Source organism: Streptomyces sp. NBC_00354 (assembly GCF_036106915.1).
Lineage (GTDB): Bacteria > Actinomycetota > Actinomycetes > Streptomycetales > Streptomycetaceae > Streptomyces.
In genome coordinates this window covers 8772886-8794177 of the sequence record NZ_CP107983.1, presented here as the reverse complement: position 1 = coordinate 8794177, position 21292 = coordinate 8772886, and the positions used below count along the sequence as shown (strand labels likewise).

Annotated in this window: 13 protein-coding genes, 1 tRNA gene and 4 pseudogenes; 10 read left to right on the top strand and 8 right to left on the bottom strand. The window is 69.1% G+C overall.

Going from position 1 to position 21292, the window contains the following annotated elements; genetic code table 11:
* Window positions 1-46: 46 nt before the first annotated feature.
* The 3 genes and pseudogenes from OHT74_RS40775 to OHT74_RS40765 all read right to left on the bottom strand — a co-directional run.
* A pseudogene (locus OHT74_RS40775) lies at window positions 47-193 on the bottom strand (IS5/IS1182 family transposase); the annotation flags it as partial.
* Between the two features lie 109 nt (window positions 194-302).
* Window positions 303-2084 (bottom strand): reverse transcriptase/maturase family protein, encoded by a 1782-nt coding sequence (locus OHT74_RS40770; RefSeq protein ID WP_328623201.1) that lies wholly within the window; start codon window positions 2082-2084, stop codon window positions 303-305.
* 534 nt (window positions 2085-2618) lie between these two features.
* A pseudogene (locus OHT74_RS40765) lies at window positions 2619-2723 on the bottom strand (IS5/IS1182 family transposase); the annotation flags it as partial.
* A gap of 252 nt (window positions 2724-2975) precedes the next feature.
* Between OHT74_RS40765 and OHT74_RS40760 the strand changes: the two are divergent.
* Window positions 2976-3049 (top strand) — tRNA-Met (locus OHT74_RS40760).
* A gap of 1202 nt (window positions 3050-4251) precedes the next feature.
* On the opposite strand, the gene OHT74_RS40755 is transcribed toward OHT74_RS40760, so the two are convergent.
* The 3 genes from OHT74_RS40755 to OHT74_RS40745 form a co-directional block, all read right to left on the bottom strand.
* Window positions 4252-4719 carry a lamin tail domain-containing protein gene (locus OHT74_RS40755; RefSeq protein ID WP_328623200.1) on the bottom strand — a complete coding sequence of 156 codons (468 nt, stop codon included), beginning with the start codon at window positions 4717-4719 and terminating at the stop codon, window positions 4252-4254.
* Between the two features lie 650 nt (window positions 4720-5369).
* Window positions 5370-5594: a hypothetical protein gene (locus tag OHT74_RS40750; protein ID WP_328623199.1), complete on the bottom strand. Its 225-nt coding sequence runs from the start codon at window positions 5592-5594 to the stop codon at window positions 5370-5372.
* A gap of 229 nt (window positions 5595-5823) precedes the next feature.
* Complete coding sequence (locus OHT74_RS40745; RefSeq protein ID WP_328623198.1) at window positions 5824-6144, bottom strand: hypothetical protein; 321 nt, start codon at window positions 6142-6144, stop codon at window positions 5824-5826.
* Window positions 6145-6300: 156 nt separating this feature from the next.
* Between OHT74_RS40745 and OHT74_RS40740 the strand changes: the two are divergent.
* The 6 genes and pseudogenes from OHT74_RS40740 to OHT74_RS40715 form a co-directional block, all read left to right on the top strand.
* Window positions 6301-6981, top strand: a pseudogene (locus OHT74_RS40740) (transposase); the annotation flags it as partial.
* Between the two features lie 283 nt (window positions 6982-7264).
* Window positions 7265-7801, top strand: coding sequence for a hypothetical protein (locus OHT74_RS40735; protein ID WP_328623197.1), 537 nt, complete (start codon window positions 7265-7267; stop codon window positions 7799-7801).
* A 197-nt stretch (window positions 7802-7998) separates the two neighbouring features.
* On the top strand, window positions 7999-10548 hold the full coding sequence (locus tag OHT74_RS40730) for a DUF6603 domain-containing protein (RefSeq protein ID WP_328623196.1): 2550 nt from the start codon (window positions 7999-8001) through the stop codon (window positions 10546-10548).
* Between the two features lie 107 nt (window positions 10549-10655).
* Window positions 10656-12923: a hypothetical protein gene (locus tag OHT74_RS40725; protein ID WP_328623195.1), complete on the top strand. Its 2268-nt coding sequence runs from the start codon at window positions 10656-10658 to the stop codon at window positions 12921-12923.
* A gap of 38 nt (window positions 12924-12961) precedes the next feature.
* Entirely contained in the window at window positions 12962-16423 is a 3462-nt protein-coding gene (locus OHT74_RS40720) for a hypothetical protein (RefSeq protein WP_328623194.1), read from the top strand.
* A 64-nt stretch (window positions 16424-16487) separates the two neighbouring features.
* Window positions 16488-17630, top strand: a complete 1143-nt coding sequence (locus OHT74_RS40715; protein WP_328623193.1) for a hypothetical protein — start codon at window positions 16488-16490, stop codon at window positions 17628-17630.
* A gap of 151 nt (window positions 17631-17781) precedes the next feature.
* Here the strand turns inward: OHT74_RS40715 and OHT74_RS40710 are convergent.
* A pseudogene (locus OHT74_RS40710) lies at window positions 17782-18060 on the bottom strand (helicase-related protein); the annotation flags it as partial.
* Here OHT74_RS40710 and OHT74_RS40705 point away from each other — a divergent pair.
* Both OHT74_RS40705 and OHT74_RS40700 read left to right on the top strand, forming a co-directional pair.
* On the top strand, window positions 18038-18226 hold the full coding sequence (locus OHT74_RS40705; RefSeq protein ID WP_328623192.1) for a hypothetical protein: 189 nt from the start codon (window positions 18038-18040) through the stop codon (window positions 18224-18226). The pseudogene OHT74_RS40710 and the gene OHT74_RS40705 sit on opposite strands and share 23 nt — an antisense overlap.
* 285 nt (window positions 18227-18511) lie before the next feature.
* Complete coding sequence (locus tag OHT74_RS40700) at window positions 18512-20083, top strand: alpha/beta hydrolase (RefSeq protein WP_328623191.1); 1572 nt, start codon at window positions 18512-18514, stop codon at window positions 20081-20083.
* 11 nt (window positions 20084-20094) lie between these two features.
* Here the strand turns inward: OHT74_RS40700 and OHT74_RS40695 are convergent, their stop codons facing one another.
* The gene (locus tag OHT74_RS40695; protein ID WP_328623190.1) at window positions 20095-20199 is read right to left on the bottom strand and encodes a two-component response regulator; all 105 of its coding nucleotides are present in this window, start codon (window positions 20197-20199) and stop codon (window positions 20095-20097) included.
* A gap of 927 nt (window positions 20200-21126) precedes the next feature.
* Here OHT74_RS40695 and OHT74_RS40690 point away from each other — a divergent pair.
* Window positions 21127-21285 (top strand): hypothetical protein, encoded by a 159-nt coding sequence (locus tag OHT74_RS40690; protein ID WP_266673782.1) that lies wholly within the window; start codon window positions 21127-21129, stop codon window positions 21283-21285.
* Window positions 21286-21292 lie beyond the last annotated feature (7 nt).

The window sequence follows — 21292 nt, the reverse complement described above, 5'->3', positions numbered from 1 at the left end:
TGCCTTCTGAGAGGGCGTTTGATCTAGGCGGATTGCCCTTTATCTCCTAGTAGGTTCCTCGCCAGGTTGGTGTGGTCTCGTCCGTTATGCGCTTGCTGAGGTTGTCGATGGAGGCGATGTGGATCATGGCTTCGGAGCTGGTGGTGAGGGTCTCGTAGTCGCGGGCGAGACGCCGGTGCATCATGATCCAGCCGGTTGGGTCGGCCGCGCGGCGAGGTGTCTGCTGTTGGCAGGTTCCTTTTCCGCGCGGCCTCCCGCCGAACCGGACGTGATGGTTTCCCGATCATCCGGCTCTCCAGTGATCACCGCGTGAGTGATTCAGCCGATCGTGTGACATGGATACGGTCATGACAGCTGACACAGGCCACAACTGTCTTGCGGCGCCGATCGAGCATCACGCGCGCCCAGTCGGACGGCGGCCATCCGGAATGCGCGAGATCAGCGAGTGCACGGATGTGATGTACCTCAACATCCCCGATGCTTCCGCAGATCTCGCAGGTATCCGCCAGGAGCCGTGTGATCAGCTCTTTCTGCGGATAGTCCACCCAGGCGGGGCGACGGTCGACGACCTTCGCCGACCGTTGCTGCTGGAGTGGAATTCCACCGAACCTTGCCACCAGTGGATTCCTGTTCTTCCGCTCGACGCGGGCCTCGAAACAGACTCGGGGCCCGTTGGGTGTATCGATCCTGGCCTTGTGCTTGGCCGCCATTTTCGACACCGTCGAGCGGTGCTTGGCCGCGAGGGTCTTGAGCATGGAGGTCTCCATGACCCATTGCATGCGGTGCAGCCGGAAAACATCTCCGGCAAGCAGGTAGTACTGGACAATGCCCCGGTAGACCGCTCCGTAGGTCGCGACGATCGCATGATCGCCACTGTTGATCAGAGCGTTCCTTCTCGCGGGTTTCCCGCGGAACAGGTAAGGGGAACATTTGGCTTTGATCACGTCCCGTGGGACACGGAGTGCGATCTGGCCGTTGACACGCCGGTAACGGCCAGTCTTCTTCGTGTCGTTGTGCTGAGTCGTGATCTCGTAGCCGAGGAACCTCGCAGCCCCGGTACGGGCATGAGTGATCAGCGTTTTGGCCTGGGATAGTTCCAGCCTGAGTTCGTCACGCAGGAACTCCGCCAGGCGGTGCTTGATCTGCTCGGCCTCGGCTTTCGGTCCGGTGAATCCGAGGAGATGGTCGTCCGCATAGCGGATGTAACGCAGCCTCCGGTATCCAGGATCGTTCGGATCCGCGCTCGGCAGGCTGACCATCTGCTGACGAAGTGCCCGGGCTTCTGCCCGGTCGCCGCGCCGGCGGGCTTTCGCCAGGAGATTCTGCAACTCCAGATAGGCGGGGTTGCGGGCCCGGCGGTCTCCCCGGGTGTATTCCGGGATCAGAACTTTCTCGACGAACTCGTCCAGCTTGTGCAGGTAGATGTTGGACAGGACCGGGGATGCCACTCCACCTTGCGGCGCTCCGGAGAGTGTGGCGCCCCACTTCCAGTCCTCCAGGTATCCGGCTGTCAGCATGTTGCGCACCAGCCGCAGAAACCGCTGGTCATGGATCTTCTCGCCAATGATCGACAGCAGGACCTCGTGGTCCAGGCTGCCGAAGCAATCGGCAATGTCGCCCTCGATGAACCAAGATGTCCCGGTCCACGTGTGGGCCACCTCCCGCAGAGCGGTGTGGCAGCCCCGGCGGGGGCGAAACCCATGAGAGCGGTCGGAGAATGCCGGATCGTAGTACGCCTCCAACAAGAGGCGGACGACTTCACCGACGAGTTTGTCCGACCAGGTCGGCAATCCCAGCGGGCGTGTCTTCCCATCCTTCTTCGGGATGAACACGCGCCGGACCGGCCGGAAGCGGTATCGCTCGTGACGCACCGCTTCGATGATCCGGCTGATCTTCCGCTGAGACATCCCGTCCACGGTTTCCGGCGTGACCCCGGGCGTCATCGCACCATGGTTGGCATAGATGCGACCGTAGGCCATGAGATACAACTGCGGGTTGAAAAGCTGTCGATACAGTTCGTCGCACGACAGGCCGCGCCTGCCGCGCTCACGCAGGACACCCAGCACCGTTTTGGCGCTCTGCATTACGCATACCTCCCAGGTCTCGGTGTCCGAATCACCTGGCCCCCTTCGCCCTGCGGACAGCTTTCCCGTCCCCCTTGGCCGGTCCTGACTCCGGCGACTACTACGAGGCCTCCGTCGCCATGGGACTCGCGTCCCGTAGGCGATCCCACGTTCGTCTCTATCTGTACGTTCTAGCGCGACTTAGGCGTCCCACTCATCTCCTTGAATGTCCTCGCTGGACATCGCCCCGCACCCCGGAAGTGCCCCGGCCAACAATCGAAGCCAAAGCAGAGTGCGGCGCCGGTTTCAGTAGTCTTTCCGGCGGATGGGAACTTGCATCTTCTGGAGATTGGGCTTCAAACAATCCAGTCTTCGCCATATCGCGCGGGCCGCCCAGTACACCGTCCCTGACAACTGGGCCCGGTTACTGGTTTCCTGACATGCTGTTGTCCCCTTCACCTTTCGGATCCAGGTAAGTCATTCGGCCCAGGAACCTCCTTCCGAGTTCCTCCCGGCTCAGCCGGGGATACAAACAGAGCGCCTCGTGGCGCACATGGTCCGCTCCACGACCCACCGGTAGACGCCGAGGCCGGATCCGTGCGGGACACCTCGGCGGGCAATCACCGGTTTGACGCCCAGCGCCCGGACGAGACGACGGTATTCGGCCCGGCTCGACTGCCGTCGGCCGTCAGGTGGCGCCCGCGGCCCGCGAGTGAGCGCTTCCCGACGTCCGGGGCCAGCATGCCCAAGCGCAGGACCCGCCGAGCGGCGAATACCCGAATGCGTGCACCGCCTCGAAACGCGCACCGCTCAAGGAGACTGCCGTCGCCCCAGAGGAACCTGCCGGCCGGCACCCTGCAGGAAAGCCGGTCGAGCACGGGCCGGGCGGTGCCGTAGGGTGGGGTTAACCGACGCGGGGTGGAGCAGCTCGGTAGCTCGCTGGGCTCATAACCCAGAGGTCGCAGGTTCAAATCCTGTCCCCGCTACTACACCGGCAGGGCCCGAATCCTCAAAGGATCCGGGCCCTTCTGCCGTATTGGGGCGCTTCGAGCCGCGGGGCCCGGTGACACATGGCCCGCTGTCAGCAGCAGGAGAGGGCGTAGGAGTCCGGACCCGCCGGATCGTTCTGCTGCGCTACGGCTACTGACAGCCGGAACCCTTTCCGCCGAGGCACAGCGCCAATCACGCCCAACAGGTGAACGGCGCAGATCGGCAGAGCAGGTGCCGTCAACACGTCAGCGCACATGGTCCGGACCGGGAAGGAGACCAGGTCGCGACCGAGGGGCCGGGGGCGGGGGGCGGGGGTGCTCATGAGCGGGTTCCTCTTGGCGGGCGGCACTGTAGTGACCCGTTTCGCCCACCCGGCATTCCCCGGCCCGCCGCGTCGCGGCGGCCGAGGAGCAAGAGCTGCGCCTCGCGGGGCGGCGGGTCGCCGGAGCGGTGCCGTCAGCCGTCCCCGGCGAGGATCAGATCGGCTGCGTGGTGCGGGCAGGCAAGGGTGTGCCACATCACCGCAAGGAACTCTCCCTCGGCGCTGAGAGTCCGCGCTCCACCAGTGGTCGCAGTGGCCCGGCAAAAGCCGCAGAAGACGACCTTCGAAGGGAACAGGTCCGCCGAAGGGCGGGCTTGTGACGTCGGTTCCATCGTCTGCTCCAGCAGTGCCGGCACGGGCAAGACCTCTCACCTATTACCCACCGACGCTCCCAGCAGTCACAGACATGCAGGGAGAAACCGTGGAAAACCAGCCCGGCAACAACAGACCCGCACTTCCCGTCAGACATGGCAAGACCCCGGGACAGGGGGGCCGTCCCGGGGCCACCGGTCGCGGCACCGCAAGAGGGGGGAGCGGTTGTGCATCTGACGCGACGATACGGATAAACGATTCAGCAGCCGCACGGTTACGGCAGCACCCAACCAGCCCCGCGCCATCACAGGCTGCACAGGTCAGCCACTGGAGGACTGTACGCCTTCCCCGAACCCAGCACGTCGGCCACAGTGTCATCCAGGCGCAGCAGGGCGAAGCGTTGCGGGGCGGCGCCGACCCCCTCGGTCGATGGCGGTGTTGGCGCTGATCTCCGCGACCGGTTACGGGACCACGAGTGGGCCGAGGGGCTTGCGGCGGTCCCCCTTTAGGTGCGGTGTCGGCGGCCGCCCGCCGTCCAGGCGGCCGCCGACACCTTGACACCGGTCAGTGGTGGCGTCGGCCCCAGGACTCGGTGTCGACCGTGCGGCCGCGGTCATCGCGCAGCGTCGCGGTGTCGGCGTGGTTGTCCCAGATGTAGTCGCGGCGGTTCTGGAACAGGTCGGTGCGGGCGTTGTGGCCGGTGCCGGTGTGGATGCGGATGGTGGCGCGGCCGTTGATGCGGATGTTGTCGAAGCGGTAGCGGTTGCCGTCGTCGTCGCGCAGGGTCCAGCCGCGGAGGTTGACGGCGGCGCGGGTGGTGTTGGTGATCTCCACCCACTCCGCGTTCAGGGACCGGTTCGAACGGTCCTCCCGTCCGGGGCTGTCGGCCTGGACCCGGCTGATCTCCACCCGCGGGTGCTGGCGGCGGTCACGGTCCTGGGCGGCCGCCGGCAGTGCGGCAGCGCCGACCACGGCCCCGGCGGCCAGGACGGTCGCGGCGATACGACGGACGGAGGAAGAAACAGACGACATGAGTGACGCTCCCTCAACAACGCTGCTGCCAGCCGAAACCGGCGGCAGAGGCGGTGTGGAATCCCGGCGCGGAGTGAGCCGAGGGCCACACTCTCCACCCCGCACCTGCCCCACCACAGCCCTTGCCGAGGCCGGTTACCAGACACGGACATACCCGTCATACTCGCCTGCATATTGCACACATACTTCCCAGGCGTGACCCTGACATCCACTGGCGGCTACACCCACCCAGCCCACGGCTGGCACCCGGGAACAGCGCGCTCCGGCGCACCCCCAGGCGCAATCCTCCCCCGCCTCACCCACCCGGAGCAGTTGATCAAGTAACAACCGTTCTGCGGAATTCTTCGCACCCACGCCTGTAGTTCGACAAATCCTTCGCGCCCTGCGCGAACCGAAACACTCGCCCGTCCACAGCCACCCGGCGTCTCGGCGGAACCAGCCGGACAACCCGTCCTCCCCCGCCGCTTGATCGGCCAAGGCCAGCCACCGATCACCGAACTGGAACCGGCATCCACCCGAGCCGACCAGCACACGAGGCCGCCCGCACGCTCCCGTTCCGGCAAGAACATCCGTCGGGCTGCAGACAAGATGCGGTTCCGGACCGGCTCACACCTCGCCTGACCCTCCCGCGGGCACCAGGCCGTGTTCGTCTACAGCGCCGGCTCGCCTCGAAGACGCAGGTAATCGGTCTGCATCGCGAAATCGGTGTCTGATCTGCGCCGGTCATAGACCGTCTCGGGCCGGATACCCGCGGCGAGGACCGCATGCCCGAGCGCACCATGGGCCGCGAGGTGCTCGTAGAACACGGTCCACTGCGCGTCGGAGGCGGCGTCGACGGGCTCGGGCGTGCCGAGGGCGGCGGTGGCTTGGTCCATGGCAACGGCGAAACCGGCATCGCGACGGCGGCGCTGGTAGACCGTCGCGGAGGTGATGCCGACCTCGGCCGCGGCCTTCGTCGTCGCGATGCCAGCGTGCAGGTGGTCGAGGAACTGGCGGCGGCCTGCGGGGTGAGAGACCAGAGATCAGATCATCTCGGTAAACCGGACGGTGCCGTTGACGGCTCCAAGCACCTGCAAGCCCGGGTTCCCAGAGCAGCGAAAATCCTCAGGAGGGCACGGCTTGGCCCAGATGGCCTTGCCACTGGTACTGCCACGGGGCGGTATTGCACCGGACGGGGCGTGCCGAGGCATCGAGCCGGTCCCCGTGCACCATCGTGATTTTGTGGAGCCTGAGATCATCGTCGGCCTCGTCGGCCTCGGAGGCACCTTGATCGGTGCTGTTGCCGCGTTCGGGGGCGTTGTCTAGCAGCAGCGCAAGCAGGCAAAGCATGCGCGAGAGCGGCGGCGCGATGAGCGGGCCGAGTCCGCCACAGACAGTCTCATGGCAGATGTGGAGACCGTACGAAAGCTCGTCATGGCTGGACACGGCAAGGATCTTTCGGGCGACTCGGAGGAGGCTCGCCTGTGGAGGGAAGCGCTGGACGAGACCGTCATCGGGATCCGTCTCGGCTCGCTCCGGATCCCAGACGAGGACCTACGCCGGACCATCCTTGCGGCTTGTGCGTTCGACTTCGGTCGGCACCAGGGCGTGGGCCTCCTCGAATGCGCCCGCCGCCTCCAACTGGCCCTGAACACCGTAAAACGCTATGCCCGCGCCGACCGGCCGGAGCGGATGCTCCGGGTCCCCAAATACCGGTCCAGCCTCGTCGATCCCCACCGCGAGCACCTGCGAAGACGCCGGGCCGAGGACCCCGCCGTCCCCGTCCAGCACCTCTTCGAAGAGATCAAGGCCCTCGGGTTCACAGGCTGCCTCAACCTCCTGCACAAGTACATCAACCAAGGCCGCGCGGACGCCGACCGCAGCCACATCTCCCCACGCAGGCTCGCGCGGATGCTCCTGACCAGGCCCGAGAACCTCAAGGCCGGACATCGCGATCTCCTGGACCAGCTGACCGCTGCCTGTTCCGAGATGACCTACCTGGCCACCGCCGTCCGGTCTTTCGCCCCGCTGCTGAAGCCTCAGCCCGAGAACGCCGACGCGCTCGATCTCTGGATCGCCCAGGTCCGTACTGCCGACCTGCCGCACCTGCATGCCTTCAGTCGCGGCCTCGAGCGAGACCGCGACGCCGTGATCGCCGCGGTCACACTTCCGTACAGCAACGGCCCGACCGAGGGGATCAACACCAAGACCAAGCGGATCGCCCGCCAGATGCACGGACGAGCAGGCTTCACCCTGCTCCGCCACCGCATCCTCCTCGGATAACACCACCCTCCGTCACCACCGAATCTGAGACAGAGCCCGGTCAACGGTGCCGTCACCCGATCAGTGGCCACTCTGAAAATGCTCAGTGCACCGAGAGCCCGGGCGGCGAGGGTTCACCCCCGAGCCCAAACGGTGGGTGGTCGCAGACCCTTGGCACCCTCATGCTCCACAGGGGCCTCACACGCGAAGCCAGCCAGCTCGGCGACGTGGATCCACTGGTCCATGACCGACGTCATGCTCCGCCGCCTCACCTGCACCTCCACCCGACCTGGCGCGCCCCGCCATGGCACTGGGAGCGTCCAGGCGACAACTTCTGGAGGCGATCGAGACCCGACAGCGGCTTGTGGCCGAGACGGCTGAGCGGCTGCATGGACAGATCGCCCACCTCACCGGGCAACTCGCCGCCGCAGAACGCACCCTGGAACGCCTGAACATCACGCATGAGACCGTTCTGGAACTGACCTCCGAGGACGGCACCGAGCCGCCCGGGCAACTGCCACCCGGCTACCGCGAAATCCTCATCCTCTTCGCACGGGAGGAAGAAGGACTACGCGCCAAGGACGTTTCCCACGCGCCCGGTACCGGACTGGAGCCACGACCTACCGAAGGCATCCGCGCCAAGCTGAAACACCTGGCCAACCGCGGCAACTCACCGACCCCGGACTCTTCACCCTGCTCCGGCCCACACCGCCCAAGCCGGACACCGACTCAAACTGAACCACGGCGAATCACCGTGGAACACATTCTGCGATCTCCAGGGAAGGCCGGTTGCCGGCCCCGGATGCCTTCCTTGCTCCATGGAAACGCTTCTGCAGATTAGGTCGACGGTTTGCGGCAGATCCACACTCTGGTGAAGTTCGCAGACTCCTTTCAGCCGTTTTCGTCACTCGGAGTATTTAGATCAACACTCAGAGTGCTCCATTGGTTGGGCTCCTCGCAGCGGACACGTCAGCCCGTCGTCGGACCGGCACAGGCTTCCGCCTTCCCCTTTTGCCGCGAGTAGAGGGCTGGATTGCTGTGACAGCACGCGTAGAAGACGTTCGGAAGCTTCTCGACCAGGCGGCGGGTGGTGCGGTCGAGATCCCGGTGTCCGTGTTCGCCGACCCGGACGCCGCGGCGCTCATCTTTCCGGGCGGCACGGTGCGGATCGACGGCGCATTGTGCGATCCGCAGGCCCTGTCGGTCGGCGGGCAGGCCACGATCACCGCGTCCTCGGCACCGGTGGATCTCGCGTTCACCGTCGACGGCGAGTGGGTGACCGGAACGGTGGCCATGGTTGATCTCGGCGAGGCCCGCGGCCTGGTCCTGGTCGACGGTGCCCCGGCCGGCACTGATCTGCCCGCCGGTGCCTGGGCGCTGGCGGACGGCCGGGCGCTGCGGCTGACCCGGCGCATGCCCGCGCCGTCGACCGACCCCGAACGCCTGGACGGCCTGGGCCGCGCCCTGCCCGCCGTGAAGCACCGCGACGGAGCCGCATGTGACCGCACCCCGCAGGCGCTGGTGACCGAGCACGGCATCCTCACGCCCCGCCCCGGGCCGCGTCGCCGCAAGGGCATGCGGGTCCTGGAGGCGCCGTCGGTGCGCGGCTGGTCGCCGATCGGCACGCCCGGCGGCGACAACGGCCTGAGCGTCGACTACTACAGTCCGCCGCTGCGGATCGCCGGCGCGCTGACTGCCCTGCCGGCTCCCGACGGCTATCGAACAGTGGTCGGCGGGGTGTTGCTGGTGGACACCGGTGCGTTCAACGGCACGGCGATGGGCGCGTACGTCGTACCAGACGGCAGCGGCACGGACCCGTCGCTGTTCGCCTACGGCTCGCTCGGCAGTCAGGTCGGCTTCGGCCCGCCGCTGTTCCAGGTGCGCGGCATCTCTGCCGGGTTCGGCTGGAACAGCCGCGTGCGCGTTCCGGCGGCCGACGCGCTGGGCAGCTTCCCGTTCCTGGTCGCGCTCGACAACCCGGGGGAGATCGGCGCGGATGACGAGGAGGTCGACCCGCTCAGGGTCCTGGGCGAGCTGATCGGCGGCGGAAATCCGTGGGTGCGGCCGCAGGAGGGCGACCTCTGGTTCGCCGCAGGCCTGGCCTTCGACTGCTTCGAGACCTTCCGCGGCCATGCCATGGCGCTGGTGCAGACCGGATCGGACCTGACGATCAGCCTGCTCGGCGTGGCCGGGATGCAGCTGCCCACCAAGAGCGACAAGAAGATCGCCCGGGTGGAGATCGGCATCGAGGCTACCTTGCGGCCCACCGCGGGGGAGCTGAGCATCGGCGCGGCGTTCACGGAGAAGACGTTCCTCATCGACCCGAACTGCAAGCTGCGCGGCGGCGTCGGCATGAAGTTCTGGTTCGGCAACCACGCCAACGCCGGCGACTTCGCCTTCATGCTCGGCGCGATCCCCGCAGGCCGGGAACTGCCCGCCCGCTACCCCAAGCAGCAACCGGCTGGTCTGACCTGGGGCGTCGGCTCCAACGTCAACATCACCGGCAATGCCTACGCCGCGTTCACGCCCAAGTCCCTGATGGCCGGCGGCTCGCTGGACGTCGTCTTCCAGTCCGGGATGCTGCGCGCCTGGCTGAGTGCCCGGGTGGACGCGCTGCTGGAGTGGAACCCCTTCTACTTCGACGTCGGCATGGGCATTCGGGTCGGGGTCTCCGCGACCATCAAAATCTGGTTCGTCAAGATCAGGATCTCGATCGAGGTCGGCGTCAGCGTCCGGGTCTGGGGCCCCGCGGTGGGCGGCGAGGCCACCGTCCACCTGTGGTTCATCTCCTTCACCATCGGCTTCGGCGCCGACCGCCGCAACCAGACCCCGGCGCTGGACTGGGGCGGCTTCCAGGGGATGCTGCCGCCGCCCGAGAACATGGTCCGCACCACCCCGATCGCCGGATACACCGGCGAGGGCGCCCCTGCCACCCGCGGCGCGGTCAAGCCGTGGCTGGTCAGCAGCGGCGGCTTCACGTTCACCGCCGACACCCAGGCCCCCGCCAGCAAGGTCTACCTGAACCAGGGCGGCGACACCCTGGAGATCGCCAACGACAGCCGCGGGGTGGACATCCTGCCCATGCACTTGCGGGGCAAGGGCAGCGAACTACGGGTCTGGCTCACCCGAGACGGCAGCCCGTACAAGCTGACGCCCTGGGGCCGCGCCATCCTGCGCGGCAATGTGCCCAACGGCCTGTGGGGCGAGCGGGCCGACGCTCCGAACGACGGGATTATCCCCGACCGGATCCTCGGGATCCGGCTGACGTCGCCGCCGGTCGACCACGGCACCTCCACCGGATTCCTTGACGAGGAGGCCATCTCCTTCGACCCGATCAACCCCGACGGCAACGAGCCGCTGTCTGCAGGCGAACCGGCCACCGGCCCGGAGCCGACCCGGCCCGGCGGGGTGATCGCCGCGATCCAGGACGGCATCGACACCACCGCCACCCGCGGCAACCGCACCGCCCTGGCCCAGGCCCTCACCGGCCTCGGCGCGAACCTCGGCGCGCTCGACACCGACCTGAGCGCCTACGCGAACACCGCGGGCACCGCCTTCACCGCCGAGCCGATGATCGTCGCCGGCTGACCGGACACGCCGCACCGGGCCGCCAACACCGTCCCCGTGGGGCGGCCCGTACCGCCGTGCGCTGCCCCCCTTCGCCCTCCGCCGCGTCTTGTCGAAAGGCACGCCCTGTGACCACCACGTCCGAACCCGCCCCCCAGCCGCGCACCACCGCGCCGGGCGCCGAGCACCGCACCCGGTTCTTCGACCACCGCATCCCCTCGCTGTACGCCGGCCGCTACCGGATCGACAACCGGCAGACCCTCAAGGACCTCGACGGCGCGGACCGCGTCATCGACGCCACCCCGCAGCCCTTCGACGTCGTCCAGCCGCGCTTCAGCTTCGACCCGACCGGCATCAACGCGCAGTTCCCCGTGCCGGACGCCGTCGGCACCTACAGCTTGACCCTCGCCCACATCAACCTCGACGCCCCCGGCCTGCCCTGGAACCGCCCACTGGGCCCGGGACAGCCTGCCGCTGTGCCGTGGATGGCCCTGCTGCTGTTCCGCGAGGACGAGCTGCCGGAGGACCCGGACGCGGTGGGCCTGGTCAAGGCCGGCACCGTGCGCCGGCTCCTGGGCGATGCCCTCGGCGACGGCCAGCCGCCCGCGCTGCCGCCCGCGAGCCTGCGCCCGGACGAGTACGACGAGCAGTGCGCCACCATCTTCGTCCCAAAGGCTGTCTTCGACGCGGTCAAGCCGCTGCCCGTCGAGATGGGCTACCTCGCGCACCTGCGCGAGGGCGGACGCCCCGACGCCACCGAGCTCAGTGACGCCCCTGAGCCGGACGAGGGCGAACTCAACGCTGTCCTGGTCGCCAACCGCTTCCCCGCCGCCACCGGCGGACGACACGTCGCCCACCTGGTCTCCCTCGAAGGCCACGACCGGTACCTGACCGCCCCCGCGCCCACCGAAGGTCTGCGCCTGGTCTCCCTCACCAGCTGGTCCTTCACCACCGAGCCCGACTCCGGCATCGGCTTCGGCGACCTCGCCCAACACTTGGCCGCCACCACCGACGGCCCCACTGACGATGCCGTCCCGCGCCCGGCGGAGGATCTGCGCCTGCGCGTACCGACCACCGGCCCGGCCAATCCGGCCGGCCCGCAGAAGGAGGCTCTGGACCGCATGGCAGGCGGGGCCGTCGCCCTGCCGCAGCGGCTGGAGACCGGCGAGCGCACCCTCGCCTTCTACCGCGGACCGCTCACGGCCCAGCCGGCTCGGCGGCTGCCCCCGGCGGCCGCCACCCGCCTGGACTCCCCCGGCGAGGCGCTGATCTACCTGCAGCAGTACGGCGTCTTCGACACCGCCTACGCCGCCGCGTTCACCACCGGCCGCACCCTCGCCCTCGCGGACGCCGAGTTCCGAACGGCCCTACTGGAGTTCCGCTCCGCCGCCCGCACCGCGGCCCGCCGCCTGGCCTCCCACCCCGAACTCGCCGCCAGCGCCGCGAGCGCGCTGACCGGCCGGCACCTCACCGCGCCCCTGGCCTGCGAGGCCTTCGACCGCCTCCTGGCGGACGGCGACAGCCGTTCCGGCGGCGCCCGCCTCACCCAGGCCCTCACCCAGGCCGGCCCGCAGCTGCGCGCCGGCCGCCGCCGCACCGCCACCCGCACCCGACGCAGCCCCGGCGACGCGCGCGCCGTCCTCGCCCAGCCCGGCGTCGCCGCCCTCCTCACCCAGGCCGCCCCCGACGACTTCGCGAAGGTCACCGGCTGGCTGGACGCGCTGCGCCGCCTGGAACTGCTGAGCCTGTCCCACCTGGTCCCCCACCCGCGCGCACTGCCGGCCGAGAGCATCCGCTTCGCCTACCTCGATCCCGCCTGGGTGCAGGCGGCCGTCGACGGCGCGCTGAGCGTCGGTGTCGGCCACACCCTGGACGCCGACCTCAACGCCCTCGCCACCGGTGGCGGGCCCGTCCCGAAGTGCGCGGTGCTGATCAACTCCAGCCTGGTGGCGAACTGGCCCAACACCATCGTCACCGCCTACAAGGGCACCGAAGTCGTCGAACCCGTGCGCGACGCCGTCTTCGGCACGGAGATCCGCTTGATGCTCTTCCCGGAGGTCATCGACCGCTTCGAGCTGGCCGAGCCGCCGCGCGGCCTGTGCTTCGGTATCAGCGATGTCGGCACCATCGAGCTGCGCGAGATCACCGGGAACCGGATCGGCCACCCCATGGGCGAGTTCCCGACCGCCGACACCCTCTCCGACATCTTCGGCCGCTTTGCCCGCTTCCTGCGCCCCGGCGGCCGGGACGTCCTCAACGTCGACGGCACCGGCGACGCACTGCTGCCCGCCCTGTCCCGGGCCCACGGGCTCCAAGGGACCCAGCGGATCTCCTCCGCCCAGTTCGCCCTGCAGATGATCAACGCACCGCAGGCACAGACCTTCTCCCGGCCCTGAGCCCCGACCACCCCGCACCGACGAAAGGACCCTGGGCCATGTCCGTGGACAACACCCTCATCGTGCCGGTCGAGGTCGCCGCCCTCGCCGTCAACCGGCAGACCCGCGACACCGGAACCCCGCACACGTTCCACCGGTGGATCACCAACTACAAGGACATCGGCGAAGGCGTCCCCCCGGAGCCCGACCCGTTCTCCAGCCCCGAGCCGTGGACCGGCCGGGAGGACCGCCTCGGTGTCTACCTCCAGTGGGAACTGCCCGCCGCTCTCACCCGCGGCCGCCACGACGAGGATGAAGGCATCGGGGACTTCCCCCTGGTGCCCAACCGGTGGCTCGTCGTCCGCTACGCCGACAGCACCCGCACACTCAAAGCCTGGATCGTCGAGAGCGACTACCTCGACCCCGAGAAGGGCAGCGTCTCCTTCCAGGACCCCGACTTCGACCCCGGCAGTGACAGCGAAGAAGCCGCCGCGACCCTGATCGGCAGGTGCCACGAGCTCACCGGCCCTTGGCGCGAGCCCACCGACCGCCGCGCGCCGTTCCTCACCGCGATCGGCCCCGGCCTGCTGACCTTCTCCGTCTTCCAGCCCTACAACACCAACGTCTTCTCCCTCCACGACACCCTCCTGGACACACCCGAGGGCGAACTGCCCGCACAGGAACAGCTCAGCTACCTCGTCGCCGGCTGGTACGCGGATGCCGACAGCGACATCCTCGACGGCACCGACGACCTTGCCGCGCTGCTGGAGCGCCTGCAGTGGAGGCCGCCCGTCGGCTCCGGCAGCGGCATCCGCTCCTCCGTCTACTCCGGCACCGTCCTGCACCTGGACTGGGACCTGACCGGCCCCGTCCCCGACTCGCCCTGCCCGAAGCCGGGCGACGTCACCCCGATCGTGTCCAACAGCATCGCCGAAGCCGTCGCCGAACTCGGCGCCCAGGTAGACGGCGAAGGCGCCCTGTCCGCAGATGAGGCCGGCCTGTTCCGGGCGTTCCTGCTCGGCGGCATCGACGCCCTGGAGGAACGCGACCGCCCCGAGGCCGACATCCTCACCGACCGCCGCGCCCACGACAACGCCTTCGGCCCCGTCGCCGGCGGATACCGCTGGTTCATCGGCGAACGCGGCGAGGAAACCGGCCGCAGCACATCCCGGGCGGCCCGGGCGGCGGAGGCCGAGACCGTCGCCGACCTCAACCGCCGCCAGGCCGCCCACGACGCCACCGAAGCCGAACTCGACACCGCCCGCGAACACCTCTACCACCTGTGGTGGCTCACCCACCTGAAAAAGAAGTCCGCAGACTTCATCGGCCGCATCGACGACGAACTCGACCCGAGCAACGCGGACGGTGCGGCCGGGCGCGTCTTCGCCCTCGCCGGCGACCTGGCCCGACAGCGCGCCGACCTGCCCTGGGGCAGGAGCGAGGCCGACCTCGCGGCGCGTATCGACGCCCTGTATCCGGCTTACGGCGCCCGCGCCGCCCGCCGCCTGATCCGGGTGCCCGCCGAGGAATTCGAGTACAGCGCGGATCCGGTCCTCACCCTGGAAGGCGCCAACCTCCACGCCCCCCTCACCCGCGACACCGCCCTGCCCTGCCGCACCCCCGAACGCCTGGTCACCCGCGCCTCCGGCATCACCACCACCGACGTCGCAGGCGTCGCCGCCCAGATCAACCTCACCGGACAACAACCGCCCTGCCTCCCCGCGCTGCTCAGCGAGTTCCTCATCCTCGACCGCGCCCTGCGCAGCGGCGCGATCCGGGACGTCACCGGCACCCTGCCCGAATACGGCACCGCACCGTGGACGATGCCCTGGCAGCCGCTGTTCCTGCTCTGGAAGGCCGAGTACTTCCCCCTGCCATTCCGCGACGGCGACACACCGCACTGGGAGTTCATCGACGGCTCCCGCTACCGGTGGAAGGGCACCGGAGAACCCGGCACCCCGCTCGTCGTCTCCGGCCGCCAGATGCTCGCCCCCAGCGCTGGCCACATCATCGACGGCACCCTGCAGAGCTACGCCCGCGTGCGCGACCAGCTGCCCGCCGACACCGTGCGGCACGTACGCTCGCAGGCCCGCGAGGCGGACTACCTCTCCCAGACGCTCGACGGCTTCGGCGCCGCTATCGCCCAACGCCAACCCCTTGCCGGCCTCCAGCCCACCGGCGAGCTCGCCGACCTCATCGGCAACGGCGACTACCCCCCGCCCAACCCCGGCCCGATGAAGGTCGGCGACTGGGACCCCGACCCCGTCTCCACCTTCCAGGAACTACGCGCCGGCCAGCTCGCCTTCCTCGACCTCGCCGTCGTCGACCGCTTCGGACGCTCCGTCGTCGTTATCCACTCCCAGCCCGAGATGCCGGACACCATGCGGCCGGCCCACCCTGTCAGCGGCTACGACTCCGACCGGCTGGTCGAGCTTGGGCCACGCCTGCTCCAGCCCGCCCGGCTGCGCTTCGACTTCCTCGCCGCCACCACCGACGAGGACACCGACCTCACCCCCGGCACCAACCCCGTCTGCGCCTGGCTGCTCCACAACCGCCTCGACCAGTCCCTCGTCGTCCACGCCCCCGACGGCGCCGCACTCGGCGAACTCCGCGTCACCCTGAACACCACCGGCCAGCGGGAGGTGTCCTGGTCCGCCCTGCCCGGCTCCGAGGTGACCCGCTTCGAACAGCTGGAGACACTGGCCCCCCACCCCTACCGGCTGCTCGACGCCGTGAGGACCCGCGGACCCGAGACCTTCGACGCGTTCCGCGCCACCGTCGACCAGGCGCTGCAGGACATCGACCCGGACGGCCCGGCCGACCCCGGCCTCGGCTTCCTCCTCGGCCGCCCGCTCGCCCTGGTCCGCACCCGCCTCACCATGAACCTGCGCGGCCCCCTGCGCACCGACGTCAGCTGGCAAAACCTCTTCCAGCCGTCTCCCTCCCAGCTGCCCACCTACCCCTGGGCGATCCGCCTCGGCGAGGAACTGCAGAGCGACGACGGCCTGGTCGGCTACGTCCTCGACGACGACTACGAGCACTTCGAAACGGTCGTCGACCCGGCCACCGGCAGCGGGGAGTACCTGCGGCCGATCGGAGAGCTGCCCAGCCTGGAACTGGACTTCGGGGAGCACAGCACCGCGGTCGCCACCGTGCTGCTGGACCCGCGCGCCGCCGTCCACGCCACCACCGACATCCTCGCCACCAAGAAGGTGTTCGTCCCCCAGGAATTCACCGACTCGGCAATCGCCCGCATGAGCGTGAACTTCCGCACCGGCCCGCTCCTGGCCGCCACCACCACCCTGCGCGGCCCGCAGGGCGACAGCGAGGAAACCGTCCTCATGCCCACGCCTGCCGGCGTGGTCGGCACCTGGAGCTGGTCGGAGAACCGCGGCGGCGCGTGGGAGAAGCTGCCAATCCTCGGCCAGGACCAGTACGACCTTCCCCTCGCCGAACCCGAGATCCGCTCCGGCTTCCTCACCCTCGACGACGCCGCCGCACACAGCCGCAACCACCACTGAACCGCCACCACCGTGCCGCCCCCGCCCGGGGCGGCACAGCTACCGAACTCCTGAGGAGCCAGCCGTGACCCTGGTCGTCCAGATGCAGGACGCAGGCACTACCGCAAACGACCCCCTGCTCTCCTACTCCGTCACCACCGACCCGAGCCCGCTGAAGGCCTCACCGGAGAACCCGCAGGCCCCGGAAGAGAGCGGGGAGATCGTCATCGCCGTCTCCCGGAACAGCGGAACCCCGGCCGATGTGAAGTCGATCCGGCTGCAGGTACCCGCCGGCACCATGTCACCGGACCTCGCCACCGACCTCGCGAAGATCAGCCCGAGGATCACCCTCACCGGCTGGAGCGCACGACTGGACGCCGCAGCGAAAGAGTTCATCTTCTCCCCCGCGGTCAGCCACACGCCCATCGGCCCCGACCTCGGCTTCACCATCCAGCTGTCCGACATCCCGATGAGCCGCAAGGTCGGCACCGCCCCCATCACCCTGACGGAAGAATCCCGCACCGGAAGCTCCGCGTTCCAGGACCGGACCACCGTCTTCAACATCGGGAAGTTTCCCGCCGACTTCTACCTGCGCAACTTCCTGTGCGAACCCTCCATCATCAACAATGGCGGCGACGTAAGGCTCACCTGGGAACGCTCCGCCAACGCCAAGTACGAACTGCTCTACCCGGGCGTCGAACGCGACGTCACCGACCGCACCAGCCTGGAACTCGAAGGCATCAAATCCGACACCACCTTCTACATCCGCGCCACCACCGGAGACCCCACCAACCCCGTCACCCGCATCCTCACCACCCAGGTCACCGTCCTCAAACCCGACCTCGACATCGGCGGACTCACCGCCGAGGGCCCCACCTCCCTGAACGGATCTCGGACAAGGCTCCTGGTACATGACGTCAGCCTCGCCGGGAACATCGTGCGCGCCAGTTGGAAGGCCCATTCATCGGGATTCGCGTTGGCCAAGGTCTACTCCTTCGGTAGGCACATCCGCGCCATCGTTAACGACATGGCCATCTCCGCCCACGCCCCGACGGGGAACGCGGACGAGAGGGCCTACAACACCAACCTGGTGCCCATCGCCAAGGGAGAAACCATCCAGATCCACATGCTCCGCGATGGGCAGCATGCAGGGGGATTCGAGCTGCACTGGGTCCCGCTGGGGCTCCAATCTCCTCCTCCGGAACTGGAGCACAAGGAGATCACCTGACCCGGACCTGCGGTTTGAGAACACCTCGCACTATGTATCGGCTCGTCCGGAGCGGCGCGGGGCCGCAGAGAAGGAGTTCGTCTTCTTCTCCCCTGCGGCCATCCACCCACTCATCGGCCCAGACCTCGGCTTCATCACCCAGCTGTCCGACACGCCGGCTTGCCAAGGAAGACGAGGGCTGCGGTCGTCGAGGGCGGCGAGGGCTCTCGCCGGAGGTGAGGACCACGTCGGTCAGGGCGCGTTTGCAGGCGAGGAGTTCGTTGATGTGGTCTTCCACGGTGCCCTCGGTGATCAGGTGGTGGACGTGGACGGTGCGGTGCTGGCCGATCCGGTGGGCGCGGTCGGTGGCCTGGTCCTCGACGGCGGCGTTCCAGCTGCGACCGTAGCGGATGATGTGGCCCGCGCGGGTGAGGGTCAGCCCGGTCCCGGCCAGCGTCGTCGGCACCTGGAGCTGGTCGGAGAACCGCGGCGGCGCGTGGGAGAAGCTGCCAATCCTCGGCCAGGACCAGTACGACCTTCCCCTCGCCGAACCCGAGATCCGCTCCGGCTTCCTCACCCTCGACGACGCCGCCGCACACAGCCGCAACCACCACTGAACCGCCACCACCGTGCCGCCCCCGCCCGGGGCGGCACCTACCAACGCCGTCCAGGATCGCGCCGGCCTCGGATGTCGGCAGCACCAGCGTGGCCGGGACGGCCCTCAGCGCAGCCCCGCCGACGGTCTCCTCCCGGAGGAGGAGGCCGGACCGGGCCGCAGGTCCCGGACCAGGGGGTGGACGGGACCGGGGTCCTCGTGCCCTTGGGCGATGTGCCGTACCAGGGCGGGTTCCTAGCCTCGGGGCATGCGATCACACGAAGCGGACGATGCTCAAGGAGACCCCGTGACCACTGTCAGCCCCGCCGCACGCCGTGCCTTGGCCGTGGGCCTCACCCTCGCCGCCTGCCTCACGTCCTCCCCCGTCCTGGCCACGGCCGCCGAGACCCCCGCCCAGGACAGCTCCGGGGCCGGACTGGACCGGTACTACCGCCAGCACCTCGGCTGGGGCAGCTGCATCAAGGGCCCCGACGACACCACGGGCCGCGATCTGGACCAGGCAGGCGTGCAGTGCGCGGACGTGACCGTGCCCCTGGACTACGCCGACCCCCGGGGGCGCACGATCACCGTGGCGATCTCCCGGCTCAAGGCCACCGACACCCGCCACCGCATCGGCGCGATCCTCCTCAACAACGGCGGTCCGGGCGGTCCCGCGCTCCAGTCCCCGCCGCAGGCCCGTGCGTCGATGAAGGAGGTCGGCGCGCGCTACGACATCGTCGGCTTCGACCCGCGCTTCATCGGGCGCAGCACCGCGCTGGACTGCGGCTTGCCCGTCGGCATGACCTGGCTGTCCGCCGGCACCGGCCGGGCGGGCTTCGACCGCCAGGTCGCCCTGCAGAAGAGCCTGGCCGACAAGTGCCGGGCCACCGACGCCGCGGTGCTCCCGCACATCACCACCCGCAACACGGCCCGCGACATGGACGTCATCCGCGGCACGCTCGGCGAGCGGAAGATCTCCTTCCTGGGCTACTCGTACGGCACCTACCTGGGCACGGTCTACACGCAGATGTTCCCCGGCCGCCACGACCGGATGGTGCTGGACGGGGCGATCAACCCGAGCGACTACCGCCCCCGGCTGCTGAAGGGCACCGAGCGCGAGAACGAGAAGGCGCTGTCCGACTGGGCCGCCTGGGCCGCGGAGCACCACGACACCTACGGCCTCGGCCGCAGCCGCGCCGAGGTGCTCGCCGCCGTCGACCGCATCGTCGCGGCGGCCGCGCGCGGTCCGCTGACCATCGGCGCCGGCGCCGATGCCTTCCGGATCGACGACAGCCAGGTGCCGCTCCTCCTCTTCTCGGGCATCGCGGACGACACCGCCCCGGCGCGGGCGTCGTTCGGCGAGCTGCTTTCCGTACTGGCCAAAGCCGCGGAGGGCGGGCCGACGACCGTGCCGCCGATGCTCGTCCCGGAACTCCGGTACGTGCTGCGCGGTGAGGGCGAGCCCACCGGCGCGCAGTCCGCCGTCATCTGCGGGGACGTGGCCGCCGCGCGCGATCCCGAGCTCTACTGGCGGGACATCGAGCGCAACCGCACCGCGCACCCGCTGTTCGGCGCTCTGACCAACAACATCAACCCGTGCGCCTTCTGGGACTCGCCGCGCGAAGAGCCAACCCGGGTGCGGCGCGATGCCCCTGCACTGATCGTCGCCGCCACCGGTGACCCGCGTACGACGTACAAGGGAAGCGTCGAGCTGCACAAGCAGCTGCCGAGCTCCAGGCTGGTCACCCTCGAGGGCGCCAACCGGCACGCCCTCTTCGGGCGCTACGGCAACGCCTGCGTGGACGACCATGTCAACCGGTACCTGGCCACCGGCAAGCTGCCGGCGAGGGACCGAACCTGCCTCAAGCAGGCGGGGTAGCGGCCCGCGGTTCACGTTCCGAGTGCGCGGGCCAGCAGCATTCTGCGGTTGTTCGTCGCGGTCTTGGCGAACACCGACTTGAGGTGGTCCTGCACGGTGTGCTCGGAGACGAACATCTAGCGGGCCACCGTGTGGCTGTCCCGCCCTTCACCAGATGGCTGTCACCGAGGAGATCCAGCGAGACGCTCTCGCGTCGCCCTGACCAGATTCTGAAGTTAGATCGGCCCCGTCGAGCCTCATGGATCCGGAGGCTCGGCGGCGCCGATCTGTAGGGTCGAGCCGCCTCAGAACTCGATGATGCTGTTGAGGAACATGACGGTTCCAGCGAAGGAAACCACTGCAGTACCGGCCCGCGACAGCCGGATCGAAGCGCCAGGTCCAGATGCCGGCCGCAGCCGCGACGATCACGCCGCCGAAAAGGATGAGGGCGGATCACAGGGACACGATCGGCCCACCAGGCGTGGTCACGCGGCGGCTCCCGGGTTCTTGCCGGGTGCCGGGCGCCTCCAGTCCACGAGGTCGTACTTGTGGACTCGGGTGTATCCCAGCGGGGACAGCGGCTCGGACCTGAATGCGATCTCTCGCTTCACGTCAGTACGCGACCTGGGCGTCTCTCACTCAACGACAGTGGATAAACCCCGATCTCTCACATCCATGACAGTGACCACACACCCCGAAACAGCCCCCGACCAGCATCAACACACCAGAGCCCACTGTCTCTCACACCGCTGTCACCGAACCGAGAGATCGCACCAGGGTCCGGGCGGGGCGCGGAAGCGTTCCAGAAGGGCGTCCAGGCCCTCACGCAGTACCAGAAGCGGGAAGCGGCGGCCCGCCCGGGCGGGCGCACGTCGAGCAGCTCCCCGACAACAGCGAGCACCGCACCGGGGGTGTGGATCGTCAACCAAAAGCAGCGCCGCGAGCGACTCCCACCCCGACCAACTCGCCGCCCTCGCCCACCTCGGCGTGGACTGGGCGCGGGCGTGACGACCCGTCCCGCCTACACGCGGTGTCCAGCTCACAACAAGATCGTTGGAGAGGGTATGAACCGTCACACCACACGGGCGATCCTCGCCCTCACCGCAACCGCGGCCGCCCTCGCCATCGCGGCGCCCGCCCACGCCGCACCCTCCGCGCCGACAACCCAGACCGCGGCCCCCGCCCAGCCCGTGCCCGACGAGGGCGACGAAAAACGCGACTGACAGGGGC